The sequence below is a fragment of the Massilia sp. P1_C10 genome (assembly GCF_056406475.1).
Genome location: NZ_JBFUAC010000005.1, coordinates 274906 through 295280, shown reverse-complemented (window position 1 = coordinate 295280; position 20375 = coordinate 274906). Strand labels below are relative to the sequence as shown.

The window sequence follows — 20375 nt, the reverse complement described above, 5'->3', positions numbered from 1 at the left end:
GGCGGCCGGGCAAAGGGCAAGGCTACCATTATGTCGCAAGCGGCGGGAAACATGGGGTCAGGTCCGGCGGACCTGACCCCATTTGCAGCTGTGGTTAGCGCAGGTTGAGGATTTTGCCCACGCCCGGGCCGTCTTCCAGCTTCCAGCTCAGTTTCATGCTGCCGGCCGCGAAGTCTGCCGGCACCTGCGCCTGCATCTCGAAGCTGACGCTCGATTTGGCCGGGATCTGACCGCCGGCCGCGCCGCAATTGAGCCGCAGCGTGGTGGCGGCAGCCTTGCCGTCGGCCGACAGCGACTGCGTGTACGACGGGCAGGACGCCAGCGACACCGGCGCGGCGGTCGGATTCGACAAGGTCACCGTGTACGCCAGCGTGCCTCCCCGTACCGCGTCGTCGCCCGCGCTCAGGGCGCCGGCCAGCTGCCCGGCCGGCGCTGCCGCTTTCGCCGCGCCGTCGTTCTGCACGTGGTGGAAGCGGATCACCGACGCGCGACCGCACAGGGTATCGACATGGACGCCGTTCAGCACCTTCACGCCGCCGCCCGGCAAGGCCAGCTGCATTTGCCTGCTGACCTTGCGCTGCGGCTTGGCCGCCGCGTCGCACGAACCCGGGGTCCCCATCAGCATCAGCGCCGATTCGCCGGGCGCCAGCTCGACGCGCTCGGTCTGCAGCTGCGGCGCGATGTCGCTGGCGCCGACCGTCTGCGGCGCTTCGCCCACCGGCTGCAATTGCGCGCTCGGGAAGCCGGGCAGGTGGCAGGCGCTGGCGCCGGTATTGGTGAGGCGGATCTCCTGCGTGGCGTGGCCGCGATACGCGCCCGCAGGTCCCGCGGCGACAGCCAGGTCGGCGCCGGAGCAGGGATGGGTGAAGCCGGGCGCGGCGGGCGTCGCCGCGGCCTTGGGCGCCGCCGGCTGGTTCAGCCAGGGCACCGGCTGCGCGGCATGCGCCTGGCCGGCCAGCGACAGCATGAGAACGGACATGGCGGACAGGCCGCCGGCGAATTTCGAACGAGTTGACATTGATGGCGCTCCTGAGAATGGGATCATGACGGGATTTCGAGGTTGAAGGCGCGCTAGTTGCATACGCTGGCGCCGTTCAAGCCGCCGGTCGGCGCCATCGGGCCGTTGGCGCAATTGCTGTCGATATTGAGCGTCACGCCGCCCCAGGTTTCGTTATGGTCGCCCTGGTACTGCTTCAGGCGCTGGTGGTTCGAGAAGATCGTTCCGCTGATGCAGGACATGGTCGCCGTCGATGGATTGAGGTCCCAGTTCGCGGCCCAGATGTAGGCCGGCGGCCGCGCGATGGTGGCCAGGTCGCTCAGGTAGGAATTGCACGCCGAGCCGTACACGCCGGCCACCTGCGCCGGCGCCACCGCCAGCTGGTCGGTCCAGCCCAGCATGAAGGACTTGACCGCCGCGCGGCAGCCGGCGTCGTTGGTGTAGCCTTCCATGTCGTACACGATCGGCGTGCCGGCCGCGCTGTTGGTGATGCCCAGGTTGATCAGGGCCGTATACGCGCTGTTCGCCTCGGCCACGCCCTGCTGGTAGGCGGTCGTCGTGTTGAGGCTGATGCGGTTGGCGAAGGTAGTGCAGGGCGCCTGAGGGCCGACCCAGATCATCTGGTGGCGCCAGCCCTGGGTATTGGTGGTGTTCATCCACGCCGAGGTCAGGTTGGGCTGCGAACAGGCGCGCGTGTTGCCGCCGACGTAAATGCCGACGAAACTCCACGGCGTGCTGGTCCACCAGGACTGCATCTGCGCGGTCGAGGGCGCGGCGCAGGTGTCGAAGCCCTTGCCGTTGAAGGCCGCGCCGCCGCCGGGATAGGCGTGGGCCGGCAGGGCCGCGAACAGGGCGCAGGAAGCGAGTAATACGGACGGCAGCAGGGAGGCTGCCGGTGAACGGGACAAGGCTTGCATCGTTGACGTCTCCTTTTGTCATTAACTACTTCAGGAGCCGCACGCGCACCCACCAACGAAACCCTCGGACCCGCCTCACGGCCGTTCCGTGTGCAAATTCAGCTCCCGCATTTTTTGTGTTGCGGAAAAGAATTTACCATAGGAAATTTACACGGGGCGCGAAATTGCGCGTCAGCGATATTTGTCGTAGATCGCCGCGAGCCGGTGGTCTTTCTGGATCCGCCGGATGGCCCGGTTGATCGCCTCGACCGTGAAGCGGCTTTTGCGCGACACCGCGCAGGCGGCCTTGTAGCGGCGCACCACCAGCGGCTCGTGCGCGGGGAGCGCAGCCCCGTGGACGCGGTGCTGGTAGTTCAGGAACACCTCGCCGGTCAGGATGTGGCGCGAGCGTCCGATCGCGAACTTCGTCAGGTTTTGCGTGGCGTCGCCGGCGTCGTCGCGAACGAAACCGGCGCCCAGTTCGCGTTCCACGTCCGGGTAGGCGAAACCCAGCACCGTGCCGATCGGCTGGCCGCGCAGATCCTGGAGCTGGCCGACCGGAGCGGTGCGCGCATCGCTCAGGAGCAGCAGGGCGTTGGGCAGGAACGGTTCGGTCCAGGCGAAATCACCGGGCAGCCACTCGGGCAGGAAATGACACGCCAGGTCGCCGTCGCCCCGTTGCAGCGCGACCGGGATGCGCTTCCTCGGCATCACCAGGAAGCTCGCCGGCTCGCCCAGTTCGCGCGCGAGCTCGATGCCGAGGTCGCGGTGGATGCCGCCAGTCAGACGGGCGTCGTGGAATTGCGCCATCGGCATGGCGGTGCTGGCGTCCACCAGGATTTTCACCGTGGCGGCGGCGTGAGTGGATACGGCCGCACAGGCGGCCAGCAAGCACAGGCGGGTCAGGTCAACAATGCGCAAGTAGGTCCTCGTCGTGGTTCCTCCATATTCTAACGTCGCTTGTCAGTTGGCGTCGACCTCGAAGCGATTGCGCCCGCCGTGCTTGGCCCGGTACATGGCCTGGTCGGCGCGCCGCACCAGCTCCTTGGCGCTGACATCCGGCGCGGAGAACGCCACGCCGATGCTGGTGCCGACAGCGATCTCGATGCCGTCGAATACGAACGGCGCCTGCATGGCCGCGACCAGTTTGGCGGCAATGCCATGGGCCGCGGCGCGGGCGGCCAGGTCTTCGATGGTCAGGGCAAACTCATCGCCGCCGAGCCGCGCCACGATGTCCGTTTCGCGCAGCACGCCCTTGATCCGCTGCGCGAACCCCTTCAGCAGCCGGTCGCCTACTTCGTGACCGTGCGTGTCGTTCACCGCCTTGAACTTGTCGAGGTCCAGGTACATCAGCGCGAACGTCGCACCGTTGCGCCGGGCCCGGGCGACGGTGCGCTCGAGCTGATGATGGAAGTAGGCGCGGTTGGCCAGCCCGGTCAGGCTGTCGGTATGGGCCATTTCCTGCAGCCGCCGTTCCATCATCTTGCGTTCCGTGATGTCCTCGTACAAGCCGAGCACGGCGACGGTGCGTCCCTGGATGTCGGTCAGCGGGATCTTGCTGGTGCGAAGCCAGCTCTGGCTGCCATCCTCGCGATCCTGCGGCTCCTCGTAATTGATCTTGGCCACGTTGCTGGCCAGGGTGGCCCGGTCGTCGCTCCGATAGGCCTCGGCGTTGGCGCGCCAGGCCAGCTCGAAGTCGGTCTTGCCGACGATCTGGTCGGGATGCGTCAGCCCGGCATCGCGGCACAAGGCCTCATTACAGCCAAGAAACCTGAGATCGGTATCCTTCCAGAACACGCGCTGCGGAAGGTGGTCGATCACCAGCTGCAGCATGCGCTTCGACTCCGTCAGGCGCCATTCGGCCAGCTTCCTTTCGGTGACGTTTTCGGCGATGCCAAGCACGCTGGTGACGCGGCCGTCCTGCCTCACCGGGATCATGATGACGCACACGTCGATGCGCGCGCCGGCGCCGTCGATCAGGGCCGAATCGAAGGAGACGGTATTGCCGCGCACGACCTCCTCGAACAGCTCGCGCCCGCGCGCCTCGTTTTCGGGAACCACCAGGTCGGAGACGGATTTTCCGATCAGGTCTTCCTTCGCCATGTTGAATTCCTTGAGCGCGTGGGCATTGGCGTTGACGAAGCGGCGCTGCAGGTCGAGCGCGTAGACCGCCGACGGATGGTTCTGGAACACTTCGTCGAAGCGGTGTGCGTCGGCCTGCCGCTGCGAGCGCGAACGCAGATTGACGATCGCCTTGCGCGTGCCGTAGCCCATGGCGGCAGTGAGGAACAGGCCGAGCACGAGGATGGTCGCGCCGTCTCGGGTGGCGTAGCGCATGGCGTAGGCCGGCTTCGAGAAAAAATACATCTGCCAGGTGTGGTCGCCGATCGTGAGGTCGGCGCGGTGGGAGACGGGGAAATCCGCGTCCTTCATGACGACGTGCGGCCGCTTGTCGGCATCGTAAAGGAGGGAACGCCGGCCCGCGTCGCCGTCGTAGACTTCGAGGTCGAACAGCTCGTCGAATCTCGGGCCCATGACGCGATCGATCATTTGCTCGATTTCGTAAATCGAAAACACGAAGCCGCGCAAGGCAGCGCGGCGCTCGGCCACGTTCGACGCCGGCATGCCCAGGGCGTAGATCGGGGTGAACACGACGACGATCGGCACGCGGGCAGCGTCGGCCGCCATCGGGTGGACGTAGAAATGCCGGGACGTGACGGCCGATGTGCCGGAGTCGCGCGCCTGCTGCATCGCGCTCCAGCGTTCGGGAATGGCGGAGAAATCCATTCCCTGGGCCGCGGCGGTGCGGGCGTCATGCGGATACGCATACAGGTAGGGGTAGGCGTGAGCGGGATCGGCGCCGCCTCCCTGCGCGGCGCGCGCGATGCGCGGCACGTAGCCGATGTAGCGCAGTCCGGGATGCTCGCGCAGCACGTCGGTGCTGCGCACGTAGGCGTCGAAATTGGCTGCCGTCAGGTGCTCGGAGGCGACGATAAAACCGGCCAGGTCGCGGCTCAGCTGAACGTACGAGCGGATACCTTGCTCGAGGGTCCGCTGGTACTGGACCGCGTCGGCGCCGGCGTGCAGCGAGACCTTTTCGCGCATCAGCTGCTGCTGCAGGCCGAACGCGCCGAAGGTCAGCAGCGCGCACACGAGCATGACGATAACGGATGGGGCAAATTGCCGGACGGATGATGGTATGTGGTTCGCCATTGGGAAAGTGGAAAGGCGCCGGTCGCGCGGCGCGGTCGTGTGAGACAACGGAATCGGGTGGTGCTGGGTCTGTCCGCGGACCGTGTTTCGGCGGGGAGGGGGCCGGTGCCGGAATACGGCGGTGGTCGGTCGAGGTGTGGGGCGGCAAACGGGCGGATCGTGACGCTTGCCCGCAATATACGCTGAATATTGCCGTAGCGCAAGTAAAACCGTTAGTTGGTCGCTGTTTGTCGACCTTTTCTGGCGCCGCTGTCGTCGATGCGCAACTGGTGATCACTTTTTTGTCGCGAAAATTGCGACAGTACGGGCCGGGCGCCGGCGCGCCGCGCCCGCGGCGGCGGGGTTTTGCAGGCCGTCGTGGTAGAAAGCGGGCACTGCGAAGCGCGCGCGCTTGAGATACCATAGGGAAACTCCCATTAGTATCAAGGTATTTGTGCGGATATCGACAAAACTCACCTCTGTTGTCCTGGTGGTATTCCTTTCGGTCGGCGCGGTTGGCGCGCTGTCGCTGGGCGGCCTGCGCGGAATCGTCCAGCAGGCGGTGGAGTCGGAGGCGCGCAACCTCGCCACCACCATGGCGGCGATGGCGTCGCACCAGGTTGCCGGCGTCGCCGTCGACGCGCGTCCCGCACAGTTCCAGGACTTCATCGCCGCGATGACGGCGCGCGAGAAGCGCGATCTCGAAATCGTCGGCCCGGACCTGGTCATCGTCGCCGACGCCGACCAGGAAGACATCGGCCACCCGGTCGACCCGGATCGCCGCGCGGTCCTCGCCCTCACGCTGCGCGACGGCGTGCCGCGCCTGATGATCGAAAAGCCCCGCAGCGGCGCCGCCGATATCCGCCAGGTGACGGTGCCGATCCGCGACGCGCAGCAAACCGTGATCGGCGCGCTGGTCTACGAATACACACCGCTGCATACGGAACTGGTCAGCCAGGCCGAGCGCTCCCTGAAGAACATCGGCGTTGTCGCAGCGGTGTGCCTGGTGCTCGCGCTGGGCTTCGCCGCGTGGCTGTCGCGCCGGGTCATCGCGCCGCTGGGGCAGCTCACCGAGGCGGCCTTTCAGCTGGCGCAGGGCCGGCGCGACGTCACCGTGATGGCCAGCTCGCGCGACGAGATCGGCGAGCTGGCGTCGGTGTTCAACACCATGAGCGCGGCGCTGCGCGCGTCGGAAGCGACGCTCGAATACCGCGCCGACCAGCTGCAGCTGGCCAATCAGGCGCTGCACCTGCGCGAGCGCGCGATCGAGTCGAGCTTCAACGCGATCATCATCGCCCGGTTGACGCCGCCGCACCTGACGGTCGACTACGTCAATCCGGCCTTCGAACGGATCACCGGCTACAGTGCCGCCGAGGCGCTTGGAATGAGCGCGGACTTCCTGGTCGGCGCCGACGTCGACCAGCCGGCGCTGCTGCAGCTGCGCGCCGCGCTGCGCGACCGCCGCGAGGCGCGCGCCGTGGTGCGCAGCTACCGAAAGGACGGCACGCCGTTCTGGAACGAAGTGTATGTGGCCCCGGTGCGCAACGAAGATGGCGACGCCGAGCATTTCGTCGGGGTGTTCAACGACATCACCGAAGCGCGCAACGATGCCGACCAGCTGGCGCGCCAGGCCCGGTTCGACGCGCTCACCGGGCTGGCCAATCGCACCGTGCTGACCGACCGCCTGACGCAGGCCATCGCGGGCGCGAAGCGGGGCGGCGACAGCGTGCTGGTGGCCTTCCTCGACCTCGATGGCTTCAAGCTGGTCAACGACAGCCTGGGACACGAAATGGGCGACGAACTGCTCAAGCAGGTTGCGGCGCGCCTCGGCGCCAGCGTGCGCGCCAGCGACACCGTGGCGCGCTTCGGCGGCGACGAATTCGTGCTGCTGCTGAACCAGGGCGCGCTGGCAAAGCCCTACGCCGAATCGCAGGCCGCCGAGCAGATGCGCAAGCTGATCGACACGATCGCCGCGCCGGTCGAGCTGGGCGGGCGCACGGTCACGGTCGGCTGCAGCATCGGCCTGGCGTTCTATCCGCAGGACGGGCAGGACGCCGACACCCTGATCAAGCATGCCGACACCGCGATGTACCGCGCCAAGGAACTCGGGCGCAATGGCTTCCAGTTCTTCACGGCGGCGCTGCAGGAGCGCGCCAGCGAGCAGCTGCAGCTTGGGGCGAGCCTGCGCCAGGCGCTGGCGCGCGACGAATTCGAACTGTATTACCAGCCGCAGGTGAGCCTGCGCAGCGGCAAAGTGGTGGGCGTCGAGGCGCTGCTGCGCTGGAACCATCCGCAGCTTGGCCTGGTCGGTCCCGGGCATTTCATCGCCTTCGCCGAAGAGACCGGCCTGATCATCCCGATCGGCGAATGGGTGCTGAACCGCGCCTGCGCGCAGAACAAGGCGTGGCAGGACGCGGGCGTGGCGCCGCTGCCGGTGGCGGTCAACATCTCGGCCAAGCAGTGCGCGCAATCGGACCTGGCCGACGTCGTGCGGCGCGCCTTGGAGCGCAGCGGCCTGGCGCCGCACTGCCTCGAACTCGAGCTAACCGAGAGCATCTCGATGGCCGATCCCGAACAGAGCGTGCCGATGATGGAGAACATGAAACGGATCGGGGTCGAGCTGTCGATCGACGATTTCGGCACCGGCTATTCGAACATGAGCTACCTGCGGCGCTTCCCGATCGACCGGCTCAAGCTCGACCTGTCGTTCGTGCGCGAGATCACCACCGACGCCGGCAGCCTGGCGATCGCCGACGCCATCATCGCCATGTCGCACAGCCTGCACTTGGAAGTGGTGGCCGAAGGCGTGGAGACAGAGGCCCAGCTGGCCTTGCTGGCCAGCCGCCAATGCGACATCGTCCAGGGCTATTTTTTCAGCAGGCCGCTGCCGGCGGCGCAGCTGGAAGCCCTGCTGCGCGAGGACCGCCGCCTGCCGCCCCAGCTGATCTCGCGCGCTCCCGAGGCGCCCGCGGTGCTGGTGCTGGACGACGACCCGCACATGGTCGAATACCTGGCGCTGGTGCTGCGCAACGAAGGGTATGTGGTGCACGCGACGACCGATCCGGCGCATGCGCTGGAGCTGCTGGCGTGCCACGATGTGGCGGTGGTCCTGTGCGACCAGCGCATGCCGGCGATGGACGGCATCGAATTCATCGGGCGTGTGCGCCGCATGTACCCCGCCACCATGCGCGTCATGCTCAGCGCCTACGACGATTCGGCCATCACGCGCCGGGCGATCAATATCGGCGCGGTTTACAAGTTCATCGAGAAGTCGGACGACCCGGCTGAGCTGAAACAGGTGGTCGACGAGGCGTTCCGCGCATACGCGCGCAAGCGCGCCGCGAAGGTCGCCTAGCCGGCATGGGTCAGGTCTGGCGGACCTGACCCCGCCTTTGCACGCCGGCCCTTGCTGTGCCGGACTATTTCAACGTGCGCATATAGGCGAGCAGGTTGGCGACCTGGCGCTCGTCGCCGATGCCCCAGAATCGCATGCTGGTTCCCGGCACCACGTCGCCGGGGGCGCGCATGAAGGCCGCCAGCTTCGGTTCGGTCCAGACGAAGCGCGCGTTCTTCATCGCCGCGGAATACTTGAAGTCCGCGGTCGATCCGGCCATGCGGCCAACGATGCCGTTAAGCTGAGGCGCGAAGCCTCCGCGCGCCGACGGCCCGACCTGGTGGCACGAGGCGCATTTGGCGAACGAGCGCCGGCCGGCTTCGATATCGGCGGCGGCGGCGCCTTGCGCCAGCAGGGCGAAGGCGAGGGCGGTGAACGGCTTCGACGGATGCATGCTTATCCTTCGTAGCGCAAGGCGGCAACCAGCAGCGCTAGCGCCGGCGAGGATTGCCGCCTGCTCGGAAAATAAACATGATAACCGGGGAATGGCTCGCACCAGTCCTCCAGCACGCGCAGCAGGCGGCCTGCGGCGATGTGCTCGGTCGCCATGTCCTCCGGCACGAACGCCAGGCCGAAGCCGGCGACGGCCGCGCGCACCCGCGGCGTGCTGCTGTTGAACACCAGCTGGCCGTCCACCCGCACCTTCAGCGGATGCCCGTCCTTTTCGAATTCCCAGGCGTAGATGCCGCCGTGGGTCGGCAGGCGCAGGTTGATGCAGTCGTGATTGGTCAATTCATGCGGCGTGGCCGGCGCCGGCTTTTTCGCGAAGTACGACGGCGCGCCCACCACGGCCATGCGCATCTCGGGGCCGATGCGCACGGCGATCATGTCCTTGGCCACCTGGTCGCCCAGGCGCACGCCGAGGTCGTAGCGGTCGGCGACGATATCGGTCAGGCCGTAATCGACCGTCACTTCCACCTTGATGTCCGGGTAGTTGGGCAGGAACCCCTCCAGCTTCGGCCAGATCACGCTGATGGCGGCGTGTTCCGCGGTGGTGATGCGGATCGTGCCGGCCGGCTTGTCGCGCAGGGCGGTGAGCGAGGCCATTTCGGTTTCGATTTCGTCGAAGCGCGGCGCGACCGTGAGCATCAGCCGTTCGCCGGCTTCGGTGGGGGCGACGCTGCGGGTGGTGCGGGTCAGCAGGCGGATGCCGATGCGTGCTTCGAAATTGCGGATCGTGTGGCTCAGCGCGGATTGCGAAACGCCAAGCTGCGCGGCGGCGCGGGTGAAGCTGCCGGCGCGCGCCACGGCGATGAAAGCGAGCAGGTCGTTAAAATTTTCGCGGGCCATTCATGAACTCCACTCATAAGGACATCCCGATTTTACCGTCTTATCACCGAGTGGCGCCGCACCTACACTGGTTTCATCCCAGCCGCGGACCAAGGCCGGGGGGCAGGTCCGCCGGAGCGACGGGAGCGCCTAGCCCCCGGGCTCGTCGACGCCGCATGCCAAATCAGAAGAGGAGTCATCATGCAGAAATTTCCAGCAGCCGCAGTATTAATGTGCTCGCTCGCGTCGGCCGTCGCCGCCGAAGACGCGCCGGCCATCAAAGTCACCCGCATCGGCAGCCAGGCGTCCGCCGCCGGCCCGGCATCCCATTTCACCGGCACGGTGCGCGTCGACGCGCCGTTCCAGGCTGCGGCCCCAGGCCGCACCGGCGGCGCCACCGTCACGTTCGAGCCGGGCGCACGCACCGCGTGGCACACGCATCCGCTCGGCCAGACCCTGATCGTCACCGCCGGCGCCGGCCGCGTCCAGCACTGGAACGGCCCGGTCCAGGAAATCAGGTCCGGCGACATCGTGTGGATCCCGCCGAACGTCAAGCACTGGCACGGCGCCGCGCCCGCCACCGCCATGTCGCACATCGCCATCGCCGAAAACCTGAGCGGCAAAGTCGTTGACTGGCTGGAGAAGGTCGGCGACGACCAATACGGAAAGCTTCCATGACCACCCGCGCGAACAAGACCGCGATCCTCGCGATCATCCTGGTCAGCTACGTGATGATCGTGCTGGACACCTCGGTGGTGCTCACCGGGCTGCCGAAGATTCACCAGCAGCTTGGGTTCAGCGACAACGAACTGGCATGGGTGCAGAGCGCCTACACGCTGACCTTCGGCGGGTTCCTGCTGCTGGCCGCGCGCGCCGGCGACATCCTGGGCCGGCGCCGCATGCTTGTCGTCGGCCTGGCCCTGTTCACCGCCGCGTCGATGGCGATCGGCCTGGCGCAGTCGGCCGCCTGGATGATCGCGGCGCGGGCGGTGCAGGGCGTCGGCGCCGCGATCCTGGCCCCGTCGACGCTCGCGCTGCTGCAGGCCACCTTCGCCGAAGGCAGCGAGCGCACCCGCGCGGTGTCGCTGTACAGCGCGGTCGCCGGCATCGCCGCCAGCGTCGGCCTGGTGCTGGGCGGCGTGCTGACCGAATACCTGTCGTGGCGCGTGGGCTTCTTCATCAACCTGCCGATCGGTATGGCCATGATCGTCGGTGCGCGCCGCCACATCGCCGAGAGCGCGCCCGGCGCGGCCCGCTTCGACGTCGCCGGCGCCATCGCTTCCACGGTCGGCATGAGCGCGCTGGTGTACGCTTTCATCCGTTCGGCCGGCGCCGGCTGGAGCGACGCCGTCACTATCGGCGCGCTGGCTCTCGCGCTGGCGCTGCTGGCCGCCTTCATCCGCATCGAACGCAACGCGCCGCAGCCGATCATGCCGCTGCGCCTGTTCACCAGCCGCGAGCGCTGCGCGGCCTACGCTGCCCGCGCGCTGTTCCTCGGCGCGATGATCGGCTTTTTCTTCTTCACCACGCAGTTCCTGCAGGAGGTCGTCCACTTCCCGCCGTCGGCCACTGGCCTGGCTTTCCTCCCGATGACGCTGGTGAATTTTGCGGTCGCGATGGCGGTGCCTCGGCTCACGCGCCGCGTCGGCAATGCGGCCTTGCTGGCGGCCGGGCTCGCGACGTGCCTCTCGGGCTTCGTCTGGCTGAGCGGCGTATCGATCGACTCGGACTACATCACCGGCATCGCGCTGCCGATGATGCTGATCGGCGCCGGCCAGGGTATGGCGCTGGGCCCACTGACCACCGCTGGCATCGCCGGCGTTGGCGCAAGCGATGCGGGCGCGGCGTCGGGCGTGGTCAATGTCGCGCATCAGTTGGGCAACTCGCTCGGCCTGGCCGTGCTGGTTTCTGTGTCCGCCATCGGGACGAACGGCTTGTCCGGAGCGCCGCTGCTGGCGCACCGCGTGACGATGGCATTGACGAGCTCAGCCGGGATGCTGGCGCTCGCATTGCTGCTCGCGCTTGTATTTATGCAAAAGGACGCGTGCTCCCTTGTCCTACAGGGATCTAGGAGTAAGTCCGATTTAACAATGCCTGAGCGCGACCTACGATGAACTTCCGGTAGCGCAAAAGCCGACCTGGCTTGGCCTCCGAGAAATAACGAACAGGAGACAGATCATGGCAACCCAAGGCAATCAAGGTAGTCAAGGCAATCAAGGCAATCAAGGAAATCAAGCTGGCCAGGGCAGCAAAGGCGGCATGCAGGACGACCAGTCGCGCCAATCCGGCTCGCAGGGCGGCGGCATGGGGTCCGGCAAGCAAAGCGGCACCCGCGACCAGGAAACCGATATCGGACGCCAGGGTCAGAAGGACGACGCGTCGCGCCAGTCGGGCGCTCCAGGTTCGGGATCGCCTTCGCCTTCGCGGGAAAATTCGAAGGGGCCTGACGACAAATCCCGTTAAGCAATTCCGATCCACCGTTTCAGCGGTGACATGGGGCGACATTGGTCGCCCTTTTTGTTGCCCGGCAATTCATGAATCGTTTGCATAGGCCCATGCGGAAAGCGCCGGCTAATCATGCGCCGTTAATGCAATTAGTATATTAATTTACACAGTCGCGCCGACGGCTTGGTCGCGCGCGCCGTAAATACTCCCGCCAAAAGGATGCGAACAAATGGACGATTTCTGCGACTTGAAAATGACCCGGCGCGATGTGCTGATTGCCGGCGCGGTGTCCGCCACGGCGTCCGCGGTGCCGTCGCTGGCCGGCGCCCAGTCATCGGCGCCAGCCCCCGCGCCAAGCCAGCCGCCGGTGATGGCGAAGACCTCGCTGAAGGTGAACGGCCAGACGCGCACGCTCGAAGCCGACACCCGCACCACCTTGCTCGACGCGCTGCGCGAGCACCTGCAGCTGACCGGCACCAAGAAGGGCTGCGACCACGGCCAGTGCGGCGCCTGCACCGTCATCGTCGACGGCCGCCGCATCAACTCCTGCCTGACGCTCGCGGTGATGCATGACGGCGCCAGCGTGACCACCATCGAGGGCCTCGGCAATCCGAGCAAGCTGCATCCGATGCAGGCCGCCTTCGTCAAGCACGACGGCTACCAGTGCGGCTACTGCACGCCTGGCCAGATCTGCTCCGCGGTGTCCGTGCTCGACGAGATCCGGCAGGGTATCCCGAGCCACGTCACCGCGAACCTGACCGCGAAGCCGCTGCTGTCGGCCGAGGAAATCCGCGAGCGCATGAGCGGCAACATCTGCCGCTGCGGCGCCTACTCGAACATCATCGACGCCATCACCGAAGTCGCCGGAGCAAAAGCATGAGGGCCTTTACCTATCAGCGCGTCGCCACGCCGGCCGAAGCCGCGGTGGCGGCCATGCGCAATCCGGGCGCCAAATTCATCGCCGGCGGCACCAACCTGCTGGACCTGATGAAGCTCGACATCGAGACGCCGTCACACCTGATCGACGTGAACGGCCTGAAGCTCGACAAGATCGAGGCGCTGCAGGACGGCGGCCTGCGCATCGGCGCGCTGGTGCGCAACACCGATCTGGCCTCCGATGCGCGCGTGCGCCGCGACTACGGCGTGCTGTCGCGCGCCTTGCTGGCCGGCGCCTCGGCGCAGCTGCGCAACAAGGCGACGACCTCGGGCAACCTGCTGCAGCGCACCCGCTGCCCGTATTTCTACGACACTAACCAGGCGTGCAACAAGCGCGTGCCGGGCAGCGGCTGCTCCGCCATCGGCGGCTTCACGCGCCATCACGCCATACTCGGCGCCAGCGACGCCTGCATCGCCACGCATCCGAGCGACATGGCGGTGGCCATGCGCGTGCTCGACGCGCGAATCGAGACGGTGCGGCCGGACGGCTCCGCGCGCGTAATCCCGATCGCCGACTTCCACCGGCTGCCCGGCAACACGCCGCACATCGAGCACGCGCTCGCGCCCGGCGAGCTGATTACCGCGGTAACCCTGCCCAAGCCGGTCGGCGGCGTCCACATCTACCGCAAGGTGCGCGACCGCTCGTCGTATGCGTTTGCGCTGGTGTCGGTGGCCGCGATCGTCGGGCCCGACGGCACCGGGCGGGTCGCCCTCGGCGGCGTTGCGCACAAGCCGTGGCGGGTCGAAGCGGGGGAGCGCGACATGAAGTCGATCGCCGGCAAGCTGCTGGCCGGCGCGAAGACGACGCACGACAACGCGTTCAAGGTAACCCTGGTTCAACGCACGCTCGCCGCGGTGATGGCCGAAGCGAAGAAAGGCTGACCTCATGAAATTCGACACTCCCGCCACCACCAATCCGATCGACCAGCTCAAGGTCGTCGGCCGCGCCACCGACCGCATCGACGGCCCGCTGAAGACCACCGGCAGCGCGCCGTACGCCTACGAACAGAATCAGGCCGCGCCGCGCGCCGCCTATGGCCACGTGCTGGGCGCCGCCATCGCCAAGGGCCGCATCGTCTCCATCGACGTGGCCGAAGCGAAGCGCGCGCCCGGCGTGATCGCGATCGTCACCGCCGACAACGCGGGCAAGCTCGACAAGGGCCGCTTCAACACCGCGAAGCTGCTGGGCGGACCCGAGATCCAGCATTACCACCAGGCCGTGGCGCTGGTGGTGGCCGAAACGTTCGAGCAGGCGCGCGCCGCGGCGCAGCTGGTGCGCGTGAAGTACGACAGCGCCAAGGGCGCCTACAGCCTCGCCAACGCGAAGGCGGGCGCGAAGCCTGCCAAGGGCAAGCCGGACCACAAGGTGGGCGACTTCGAAGGCGCGTTCGCATCGTCGCCGGTCAAGCTGGACGCAACCTACACCACGCCGGACCAGTCGCACGCGATGATGGAGCCGCATGCCACCATCGCGGCGTGGGAAGGCGACAAGCTGACCCTGTGGACCTCGAACCAGATGATCGACTGGAGCCGCGGCGACATTGCCAGGACGCTCGGCATCCCGAAGGACAACGTGCGCCTGATTTCGCCCTTCATCGGCGGCGGCTTCGGCGGCAAGCTGTTTATCCGCGCCGAGGCGGTGCTGGCGGCGCTGGGCGCGCGCGAGGCCAGGCGACCGGTCAAGGTCGCGCTGCACCGGCCGCTGATGATGAACAACACCACACACCGCCCGGCGACGATCCAGCGCATCCGCATCGGCTGCACGCGCGACTGCCGTATCAGCGCGATCGGCCACGAAAGCTGGTCGGGCGACCTGCCTGGCGGGAAGCCCGAAACGGCGGTCGAGCAGACCCAGTTGCTGTATGCCGGCGTGAATCGCATGACAGCGATGCGGCTGGCCGAACTCGATCTCCCCGAAGGCAACGCGATGCGCGCGCCGGGCGAGGCGCCGGGCCTGATGGCGCTGGAAATCGCGATGGACGAAATGGCCGAGAAGCTGAAGATCGACCCGATCGAATTCCGCATCATCAACGACATCAAGGTCGATCCGGCCAAGCGCCAGCGCCAGTTCTCGCAGCGCCAATTGGTGGAAACCCTGAAGACCGGGGCCGAGCGCTTCGGCTGGAGCCAGCGCAACGCGACGCCGGGCAAGATGCGCGAAGGCCGCTGGCTGATCGGCATGGGCGTGGCCGCGGCCTTCCGCAACAACCTCGTGACCAAATCGGCGGCGCGCGTGCGCCTCGATCCCACCGGCCTGGTGACGGTCGAAACCGACATGACCGACATCGGCACCGGCAGCTACACCATCATTGCGCAGACCGCGGCGGAGATGATGGGCGTCGGGCTCGATCGCGTGATGGTCAAGCTGGGCGACTCGACCTTCCCGGTGTCGTCCGGGTCGGGCGGGCAGTGGGGCGGCAACAGCTCCACGGCCGGCGTGTACGCGGCCTGCGTCAAGCTGCGCGAGGCGGTCGGCCAGAAGCTCGGCATGACCGATGCGCAGTTCAGCGACGGCATGGTCATCGCGGGCGGACGGTCGGTGCCGCTGAAGCAGGCGGCGGCCGGCGGCGAGATCGTGGCGGAAGACTTCATGGAATACGGCGACCTGGACAAGAAGTACCAGCAGTCGACGTTCGGCGCGCATTTCGTCGAAGTCGCGGTGGACGCGGCGACCGGCGAGACGCGGGTGCGGCGCATGCTGGCCGTGTGCGCGGCGGGCCGCATCCTGAATCCGAAGTCGGCGCGCAGCCAGGTGATCGGTGCGATGACGATGGGCGTGGGCGCGGCGCTGATGGAGGAGCTGGTGGTCGATCAGCGCACCGGCTTCTTCGTCAACCACGACCTGGCGAGCTATGAGGTGCCGGTGCATGCGGACATCCCGCACCAGGAAGTGATCTTCCTAGACGAGACCGATCCGATTTCGTCGCCGATGAAGGCCAAGGGAGTGGGCGAGCTGGGGATTTGCGGCGTGGGCGCGGCGGTGGCGAATGCCATCTACAACGCGACCGGCGTGCGGGTGCGCGAGTATCCGGTCACGCTGGACAAGCTGCTGGCCAAGATGCCCGCGTACGTCTAGCCCGATCGTCGTACCGAAGTCGGGGTCAGGTCCGGCGGACCTGACCCCCATCTTTGTTACAGCGGCAGCGCGGTCTCGTACTTCACTTCGCGCAGCGCCACGCTGGTGTTCACCTGCGACACGCCAGGCAGCTTGACCATCACGTTGTGCAGGAAATCGTGGTACGCGTCCATGTCCGCCACCAGCAGCTTGACGATGTAGTCGAACGCCCCCGTCACCTCGTAGCACTCCATCACTTCCGGCCGCACCAGCATCGCGTTCTCGAACGTCTCGACCGCGCCCTCGGTGTGCCGCGTCAGCGAGACGTGCAGCATGCAGCACAGCGGCAGGCCGGCCGCGCGCCGGTTCACCATCGCGACGTATCCGTCGATGTAGCCCGAGTCTTCCAGCTCCTTGTGACGCCGCCAGCACGGCGTGGCCGACATGCCGATCGCGTCGGCCAGCTCGGCGTTCGACATGCGGCCGTTCTCCTGCAGTAGCGCGAGGATCTTGCGGTCCGTGGCGTCAAGGGTATGTTTTTTCATATTTTGGCAATTTTGGGGTATTTTTTACCGATAGAGTTCCATTCTAGAACAAAACAAGAATAAATTTCCTCGTCCAGCCTATAAAATTTTCTCATTCAGATAACATGCGTCCCCATCGCAGGGACGCCGACGAGGAGACCCCGTGGATCAAGCAGTTCAGCAAGGCACATTGGTCGATCCCGACTACCAGCTGCAGGACAATTTGCAGCGCAAGTCCGGCCGGATTTTCATCACCGGCACCCAGGCGCTGGTGCGCCTGTTGATCGACCAGAAGGACGCCGACGCCGCGCGCGGCCTGAACACCGCGGGCTTCATCAGCGGCTACCGCGGCTCGCCGCTCGGCGCCGTCGACCAGGAAGTCTGGCGCGCCGCCAGGCTGCTCGAAGCGAACGGCATCGAATTCCTCCCCGCGATCAATGAAGACCTGGCCGCCAGCGCGGTGCTGGGCACGCAGCAGGTCGAGAACGACGCCGCCAACCGCAAGGTCGACGGCGTGTTCGCCATGTGGTACGGGAAGGGCCCTGGCGTGGACCGCTCCGGCGACGCGCTCAAGCACGGCAACGCCTACGGCTCGTCGCCGCACGGCGGCGTGCTGGTGGTGCTGGGCGACGACCACGGTTGCGTGTCGTCGTCGATGCCGCACCAGAGCGAGCAGGCGCTGATGGCATGGAGCATGCCGGTGGTGAACCCGTCGAACATCCAGGAGTACCTGGAATTCGGCCCCTACGCCTGGGCGCTGTCGCGCTTCTCGGGAACCTGGGTCGGCTTCAAGGCGATTTCGGAAACGGTCGAAGGCGGCGCCGTCATCGACATCCCCGCGCCGCGCACTTACGAAGCGCCCGCCGATTACGTCGCGCCGGCCGGCGGCCTGCATATCCGCTGGCCCGACCTGCCTGGCCTCGGCCTCGAAGTGCGCGTCGCCGCCAAGCTCGATGCGGTGCAGGCCTTCGCCAAGCATAATTCGATCGACCGCATGGTGGTCGCCGCGCCCGGCGCGAAACTGGGCATCATCAGCGCCGGCAAGGCCTACCTCGACCTGCTCGAAGCGCTGGGCCGCATGGGCATCGGCATCGCGCGCCTCGAAGAACTCGGCGTGCGCCTGTACAAGCCGGGCCTGACCTTCCCGCTCGAAAAAACCCGCATCGCCGAATTCGCGGCGGGCCTTTCGGAAGTGCTGGTGGTCGAAGAGAAGGGCCCGGTCATCGAAGACCAGCTGAAAACGCTGCTGTACAACCAGCCGGAAGGCTCGCGTCCGCGCCTGCTGGGCAAGACCGACGTCGATGGCGGCGCCTTGCTGTCGGCGCTGGGCGAACTGCGCCCGTCGCGCATCGCGCCGTCGCTGATCCGCTGGCTGGCGCCGCATTTCCCGGCCCTCGGCCTGGAACAGTATCGCCCGGCTTTCTGCGCCGCCGACCTGCTGTCGAACGGCGCCGACGCCGTCAAGCGCACGCCGTACTTCTGCTCCGGCTGCCCGCACAACACGTCGACCAAGGTCCCCGAGGGCAGTCGCGCGCTGGCCGGCATCGGCTGCCACTTCATGGCGACCTGGATGGATCGCAGCACCTTCAACCTGACCCAGATGGGCGGCGAAGGCGTGCCCTGGGTCGGCGCCTCGCGCTTCACCAACGAGAAGCACGTGTTCCAGAACCTGGGCGACGGCACCTACTACCATTCGGGCCTGCTGGCGATCCGCCAGGCCATCGCCGCGCGCACCAATATCACCTACAAGATCCTGTATAACGACGCGGTCGCGATGACCGGCGGCCAGCCTGTCGATGGAAAACTGAGCGTGCCGCAGATCGTGCAACAGGTGCTGTCCGAAGGCGCCGTCAAAGTCGTCGTGGTGACCGACGAGCCGGAGAACTACGACGGCGTGAAGCTGGCCGACGGCGTCACCGTGCACCACCGCGGCGAGCTCGATGTGATCCAGCGCGATCTGCGCGAGATCGCCGGCGTGACCGTGCTGGTGTACGACCAGACCTGCGCGGCCGAGAAGCGCCGTCGCCGCAAGAAGGGCACGTTCCCCGATCCGCAGCGCCGCATGGTGATCAATCCCGCCGTGTGCGAAGGCTGCGGCGACTGCGGCGTGCAGTCCAACTGCCTGTCGATCCTGCCGCTGGAAACGCCGCTGGGCCGCAAGCGGCAGATCGAGCAGTCGTCCTGCAACAAGGACTACTCTTGCGTCGAAGGCTTCTGCCCCAGCTTCGTGTCGGTGATGGGTGGCAGCCTGAAAAAGCCGAAGGTCGAGCAGGTCGACCTGGCGCGCCTCGACGGCATGCTCGCCGCATTGCCGAAACCGCGCCCCTACGGCTTCGACAAGCCTTTCGAGATGCTGGTGGCCGGCGTGGGCGGCACCGGTATCGTGACGGTCGGCGCGCTGATCACGATGGCGGCCCACCTCGAAGGCAAGGGCGCCTCGACGCTCGACTTCATGGGCTTCGCGCAGAAGGGCGGCGCGGTGATGTCGCACGTGCGCATCGGCTCCTCGCCGGAGCAGCTGAACCAGGTGCGCATCGACCTGCAGCAGGCCGACGCCTTGCTGGCCTGCGACATGGTGGTCGCGGCGATGCCCGACGCGCTGGCGGTGATGCAGCGCGAGCACACGAAGGTGGTCGCCAACGAACAGGAAATCCAGACCGCGGAGTTCACCCGCAATCCGGATGCGTCGATCCGCAAGGACGACCTGCTGGCCAAGCTGGCCGCATCGGCCGGCGCCGACAACGTCGCCACGCTCAACGCCCACCAGGTCGCCGCGCAGCTGCTGGGCGATCCGATCGGCGCGAACATCCTGCTGATGGGCTTTGCATGGCAGCGCGGGCTGGTGCCGGTCGGCCTGCCGGCGCTGATGCGGGCGATCGAGTTGAACAAGGTCGCAGTCGACATGAACAAGCGCGCCTTCAGCCTGGGGCGCCTGGCCGCGGCCGACAAGGACGCCCTCGCGCGCCTGGCCAATCCGAAGGCGCAGGTGATCCAGTTTGCGATGCCGCCGTCGCTCGACGACAGCGTCGCGCTGCGCAGCGACCTTCTGGTGAAGTACCAGGACGAGGGCTATGCGAAGCGTTTCCGCGATGCGGTTGAAATGGTGCGCCAGCGCGAACTGGCGATCGATCCGAAGACGCCGGTGACCAAGGCGGTCGCGCGCAGCCTGTACAAGCTGATGGCGTACAAGGACGAATACGAAGTGGCGCGCATGCACTCCGATCGGGAGTTCCTCAAGCAGATCGGCGAGCAGTTCGAGGGCGACTTCAAGCTGGAGTACCACCTGGCGCCGCCGCTGCTGGCGCGCAAGCGTCCCGGCTCCGATGTGCCGGCCAAGATGCGTTTGGGCAGCTGGATGCAGACGGCGTTCCGCGTGCTGGCGCCGCTCAAGGGCTTGCGCGGCACGCCGCTCGATATCTTCGGCTACACCGCCGAACGCCGCCTGGAGCGCTCGCTGCGCGACGAGTATTTCGCGCTGGCCGGGCGGATCGCGCGCGAACTCACTGCCGACAATAAGGGTGTGATGCTGAAACTGGCGCAGGTACCCGAGCAGATCCGCGGCTACGGCCACGTCAAGCTGGCGAACGTGAAGAAGGCACAGGCCGAAGCGTTGTCGCTGCGGGCGCAGCTCGAGGCGGCGCCTCAGGCGGCAAGCAAGCGCGCATAA

General features: G+C 67.0%; 15 protein-coding genes. 8 read left to right on the top strand and 7 right to left on the bottom strand.

What is annotated here, in order from left to right; translation table 11 throughout:
- Positions 1 to 94: 94 nt before the first annotated feature.
- The 4 genes from AC1D02_RS13465 to AC1D02_RS13450 all read right to left on the bottom strand — a co-directional run bounded on the left by AC1D02_RS13465 (position 95) and on the right by AC1D02_RS13450 (position 5052).
- A complete protein-coding gene (locus AC1D02_RS13465) occupies positions 95 to 1018 on the bottom strand; it encodes a DUF4232 domain-containing protein (protein ID WP_477317627.1) in 924 nt (307 codons plus the stop codon).
- Between the two features lie 53 nt (positions 1019 to 1071).
- On the bottom strand, positions 1072 to 1914 hold the full coding sequence (locus AC1D02_RS13460) for a DUF1906 domain-containing protein (RefSeq protein WP_477317625.1): 843 nt from the start codon (positions 1912 to 1914) through the stop codon (positions 1072 to 1074).
- A 171-nt stretch (positions 1915 to 2085) separates the two neighbouring features.
- Entirely contained in the window at positions 2086 to 2814 is a 729-nt protein-coding gene (locus AC1D02_RS13455) for a substrate-binding periplasmic protein (protein ID WP_477317623.1), read from the bottom strand.
- Between the two features lie 42 nt (positions 2815 to 2856).
- On the bottom strand, positions 2857 to 5052 hold the full coding sequence (locus AC1D02_RS13450) for a sensor domain-containing diguanylate cyclase (protein ID WP_477317621.1): 2196 nt from the start codon (positions 5050 to 5052) through the stop codon (positions 2857 to 2859).
- A 523-nt stretch (positions 5053 to 5575) separates the two neighbouring features.
- On the opposite strand from AC1D02_RS13450, the gene AC1D02_RS13445 reads away from it, so the two are divergent.
- Positions 5576 to 8440, top strand: a complete 2865-nt coding sequence (locus AC1D02_RS13445) for an EAL domain-containing protein (RefSeq protein WP_477317618.1) — start codon at positions 5576 to 5578, stop codon at positions 8438 to 8440.
- 64 nt (positions 8441 to 8504) lie between these two features.
- On the opposite strand, the gene AC1D02_RS13440 is transcribed toward AC1D02_RS13445, so the two are convergent.
- The gene (locus AC1D02_RS13440; protein ID WP_477317616.1) at positions 8505 to 8873 is read right to left on the bottom strand and encodes a c-type cytochrome; all 369 of its coding nucleotides are present in this window, start codon (positions 8871 to 8873) and stop codon (positions 8505 to 8507) included.
- Positions 8874 to 8875: 2 nt separating this feature from the next.
- The gene (locus tag AC1D02_RS13435; protein ID WP_477317614.1) at positions 8876 to 9769 is read right to left on the bottom strand and encodes a LysR family transcriptional regulator; all 894 of its coding nucleotides are present in this window, start codon (positions 9767 to 9769) and stop codon (positions 8876 to 8878) included.
- A gap of 180 nt (positions 9770 to 9949) precedes the next feature.
- Here AC1D02_RS13435 and AC1D02_RS13430 point away from each other — a divergent pair, with 180 nt between their 5' ends.
- The 6 genes from AC1D02_RS13430 (at position 9950) to paoC (ending at position 16205) form a co-directional block, all read left to right on the top strand.
- Positions 9950 to 10426 carry a (R)-mandelonitrile lyase gene (locus AC1D02_RS13430; RefSeq protein WP_477317612.1) on the top strand — a complete coding sequence of 159 codons (477 nt, stop codon included), beginning with the start codon at positions 9950 to 9952 and terminating at the stop codon, positions 10424 to 10426.
- The gene (locus AC1D02_RS13425; protein ID WP_477317610.1) at positions 10423 to 11862 is read left to right on the top strand and encodes an MFS transporter; all 1440 of its coding nucleotides are present in this window, start codon (positions 10423 to 10425) and stop codon (positions 11860 to 11862) included. The genes AC1D02_RS13430 and AC1D02_RS13425 overlap by 4 nt, the downstream gene beginning before the upstream one ends.
- Before the next feature lie 64 nt (positions 11863 to 11926).
- Positions 11927 to 12211 carry a hypothetical protein gene (locus AC1D02_RS13420; RefSeq protein ID WP_477317608.1) on the top strand — a complete coding sequence of 95 codons (285 nt, stop codon included), beginning with the start codon at positions 11927 to 11929 and terminating at the stop codon, positions 12209 to 12211.
- A gap of 211 nt (positions 12212 to 12422) precedes the next feature.
- Positions 12423 to 13073: an aldehyde dehydrogenase iron-sulfur subunit PaoA gene (gene paoA / locus AC1D02_RS13415; RefSeq protein ID WP_477317606.1), complete on the top strand. Its 651-nt coding sequence runs from the start codon at positions 12423 to 12425 to the stop codon at positions 13071 to 13073.
- Entirely contained in the window at positions 13070 to 14011 is a 942-nt protein-coding gene (locus AC1D02_RS13410; protein ID WP_477317604.1) for an FAD binding domain-containing protein, read from the top strand. The genes paoA and AC1D02_RS13410 overlap by 4 nt, the downstream gene beginning before the upstream one ends.
- Positions 14012 to 14015: 4 nt before the next feature.
- Complete coding sequence (gene paoC / locus AC1D02_RS13405; protein ID WP_477317602.1) at positions 14016 to 16205, top strand: aldehyde oxidoreductase molybdenum-binding subunit PaoC; 2190 nt, start codon at positions 14016 to 14018, stop codon at positions 16203 to 16205.
- Positions 16206 to 16261: 56 nt separating this feature from the next.
- On the opposite strand, the gene AC1D02_RS13400 is transcribed toward paoC, so the two are convergent.
- Positions 16262 to 16729 carry an Lrp/AsnC family transcriptional regulator gene (locus AC1D02_RS13400; RefSeq protein ID WP_477317600.1) on the bottom strand — a complete coding sequence of 156 codons (468 nt, stop codon included), beginning with the start codon at positions 16727 to 16729 and terminating at the stop codon, positions 16262 to 16264.
- Positions 16730 to 16871: 142 nt separating this feature from the next.
- On the opposite strand from AC1D02_RS13400, the gene AC1D02_RS13395 reads away from it, so the two are divergent.
- Positions 16872 to 20375 carry an indolepyruvate ferredoxin oxidoreductase family protein gene (locus tag AC1D02_RS13395; RefSeq protein ID WP_477317597.1) on the top strand — a complete coding sequence of 1168 codons (3504 nt, stop codon included), beginning with the start codon at positions 16872 to 16874 and terminating at the stop codon, positions 20373 to 20375.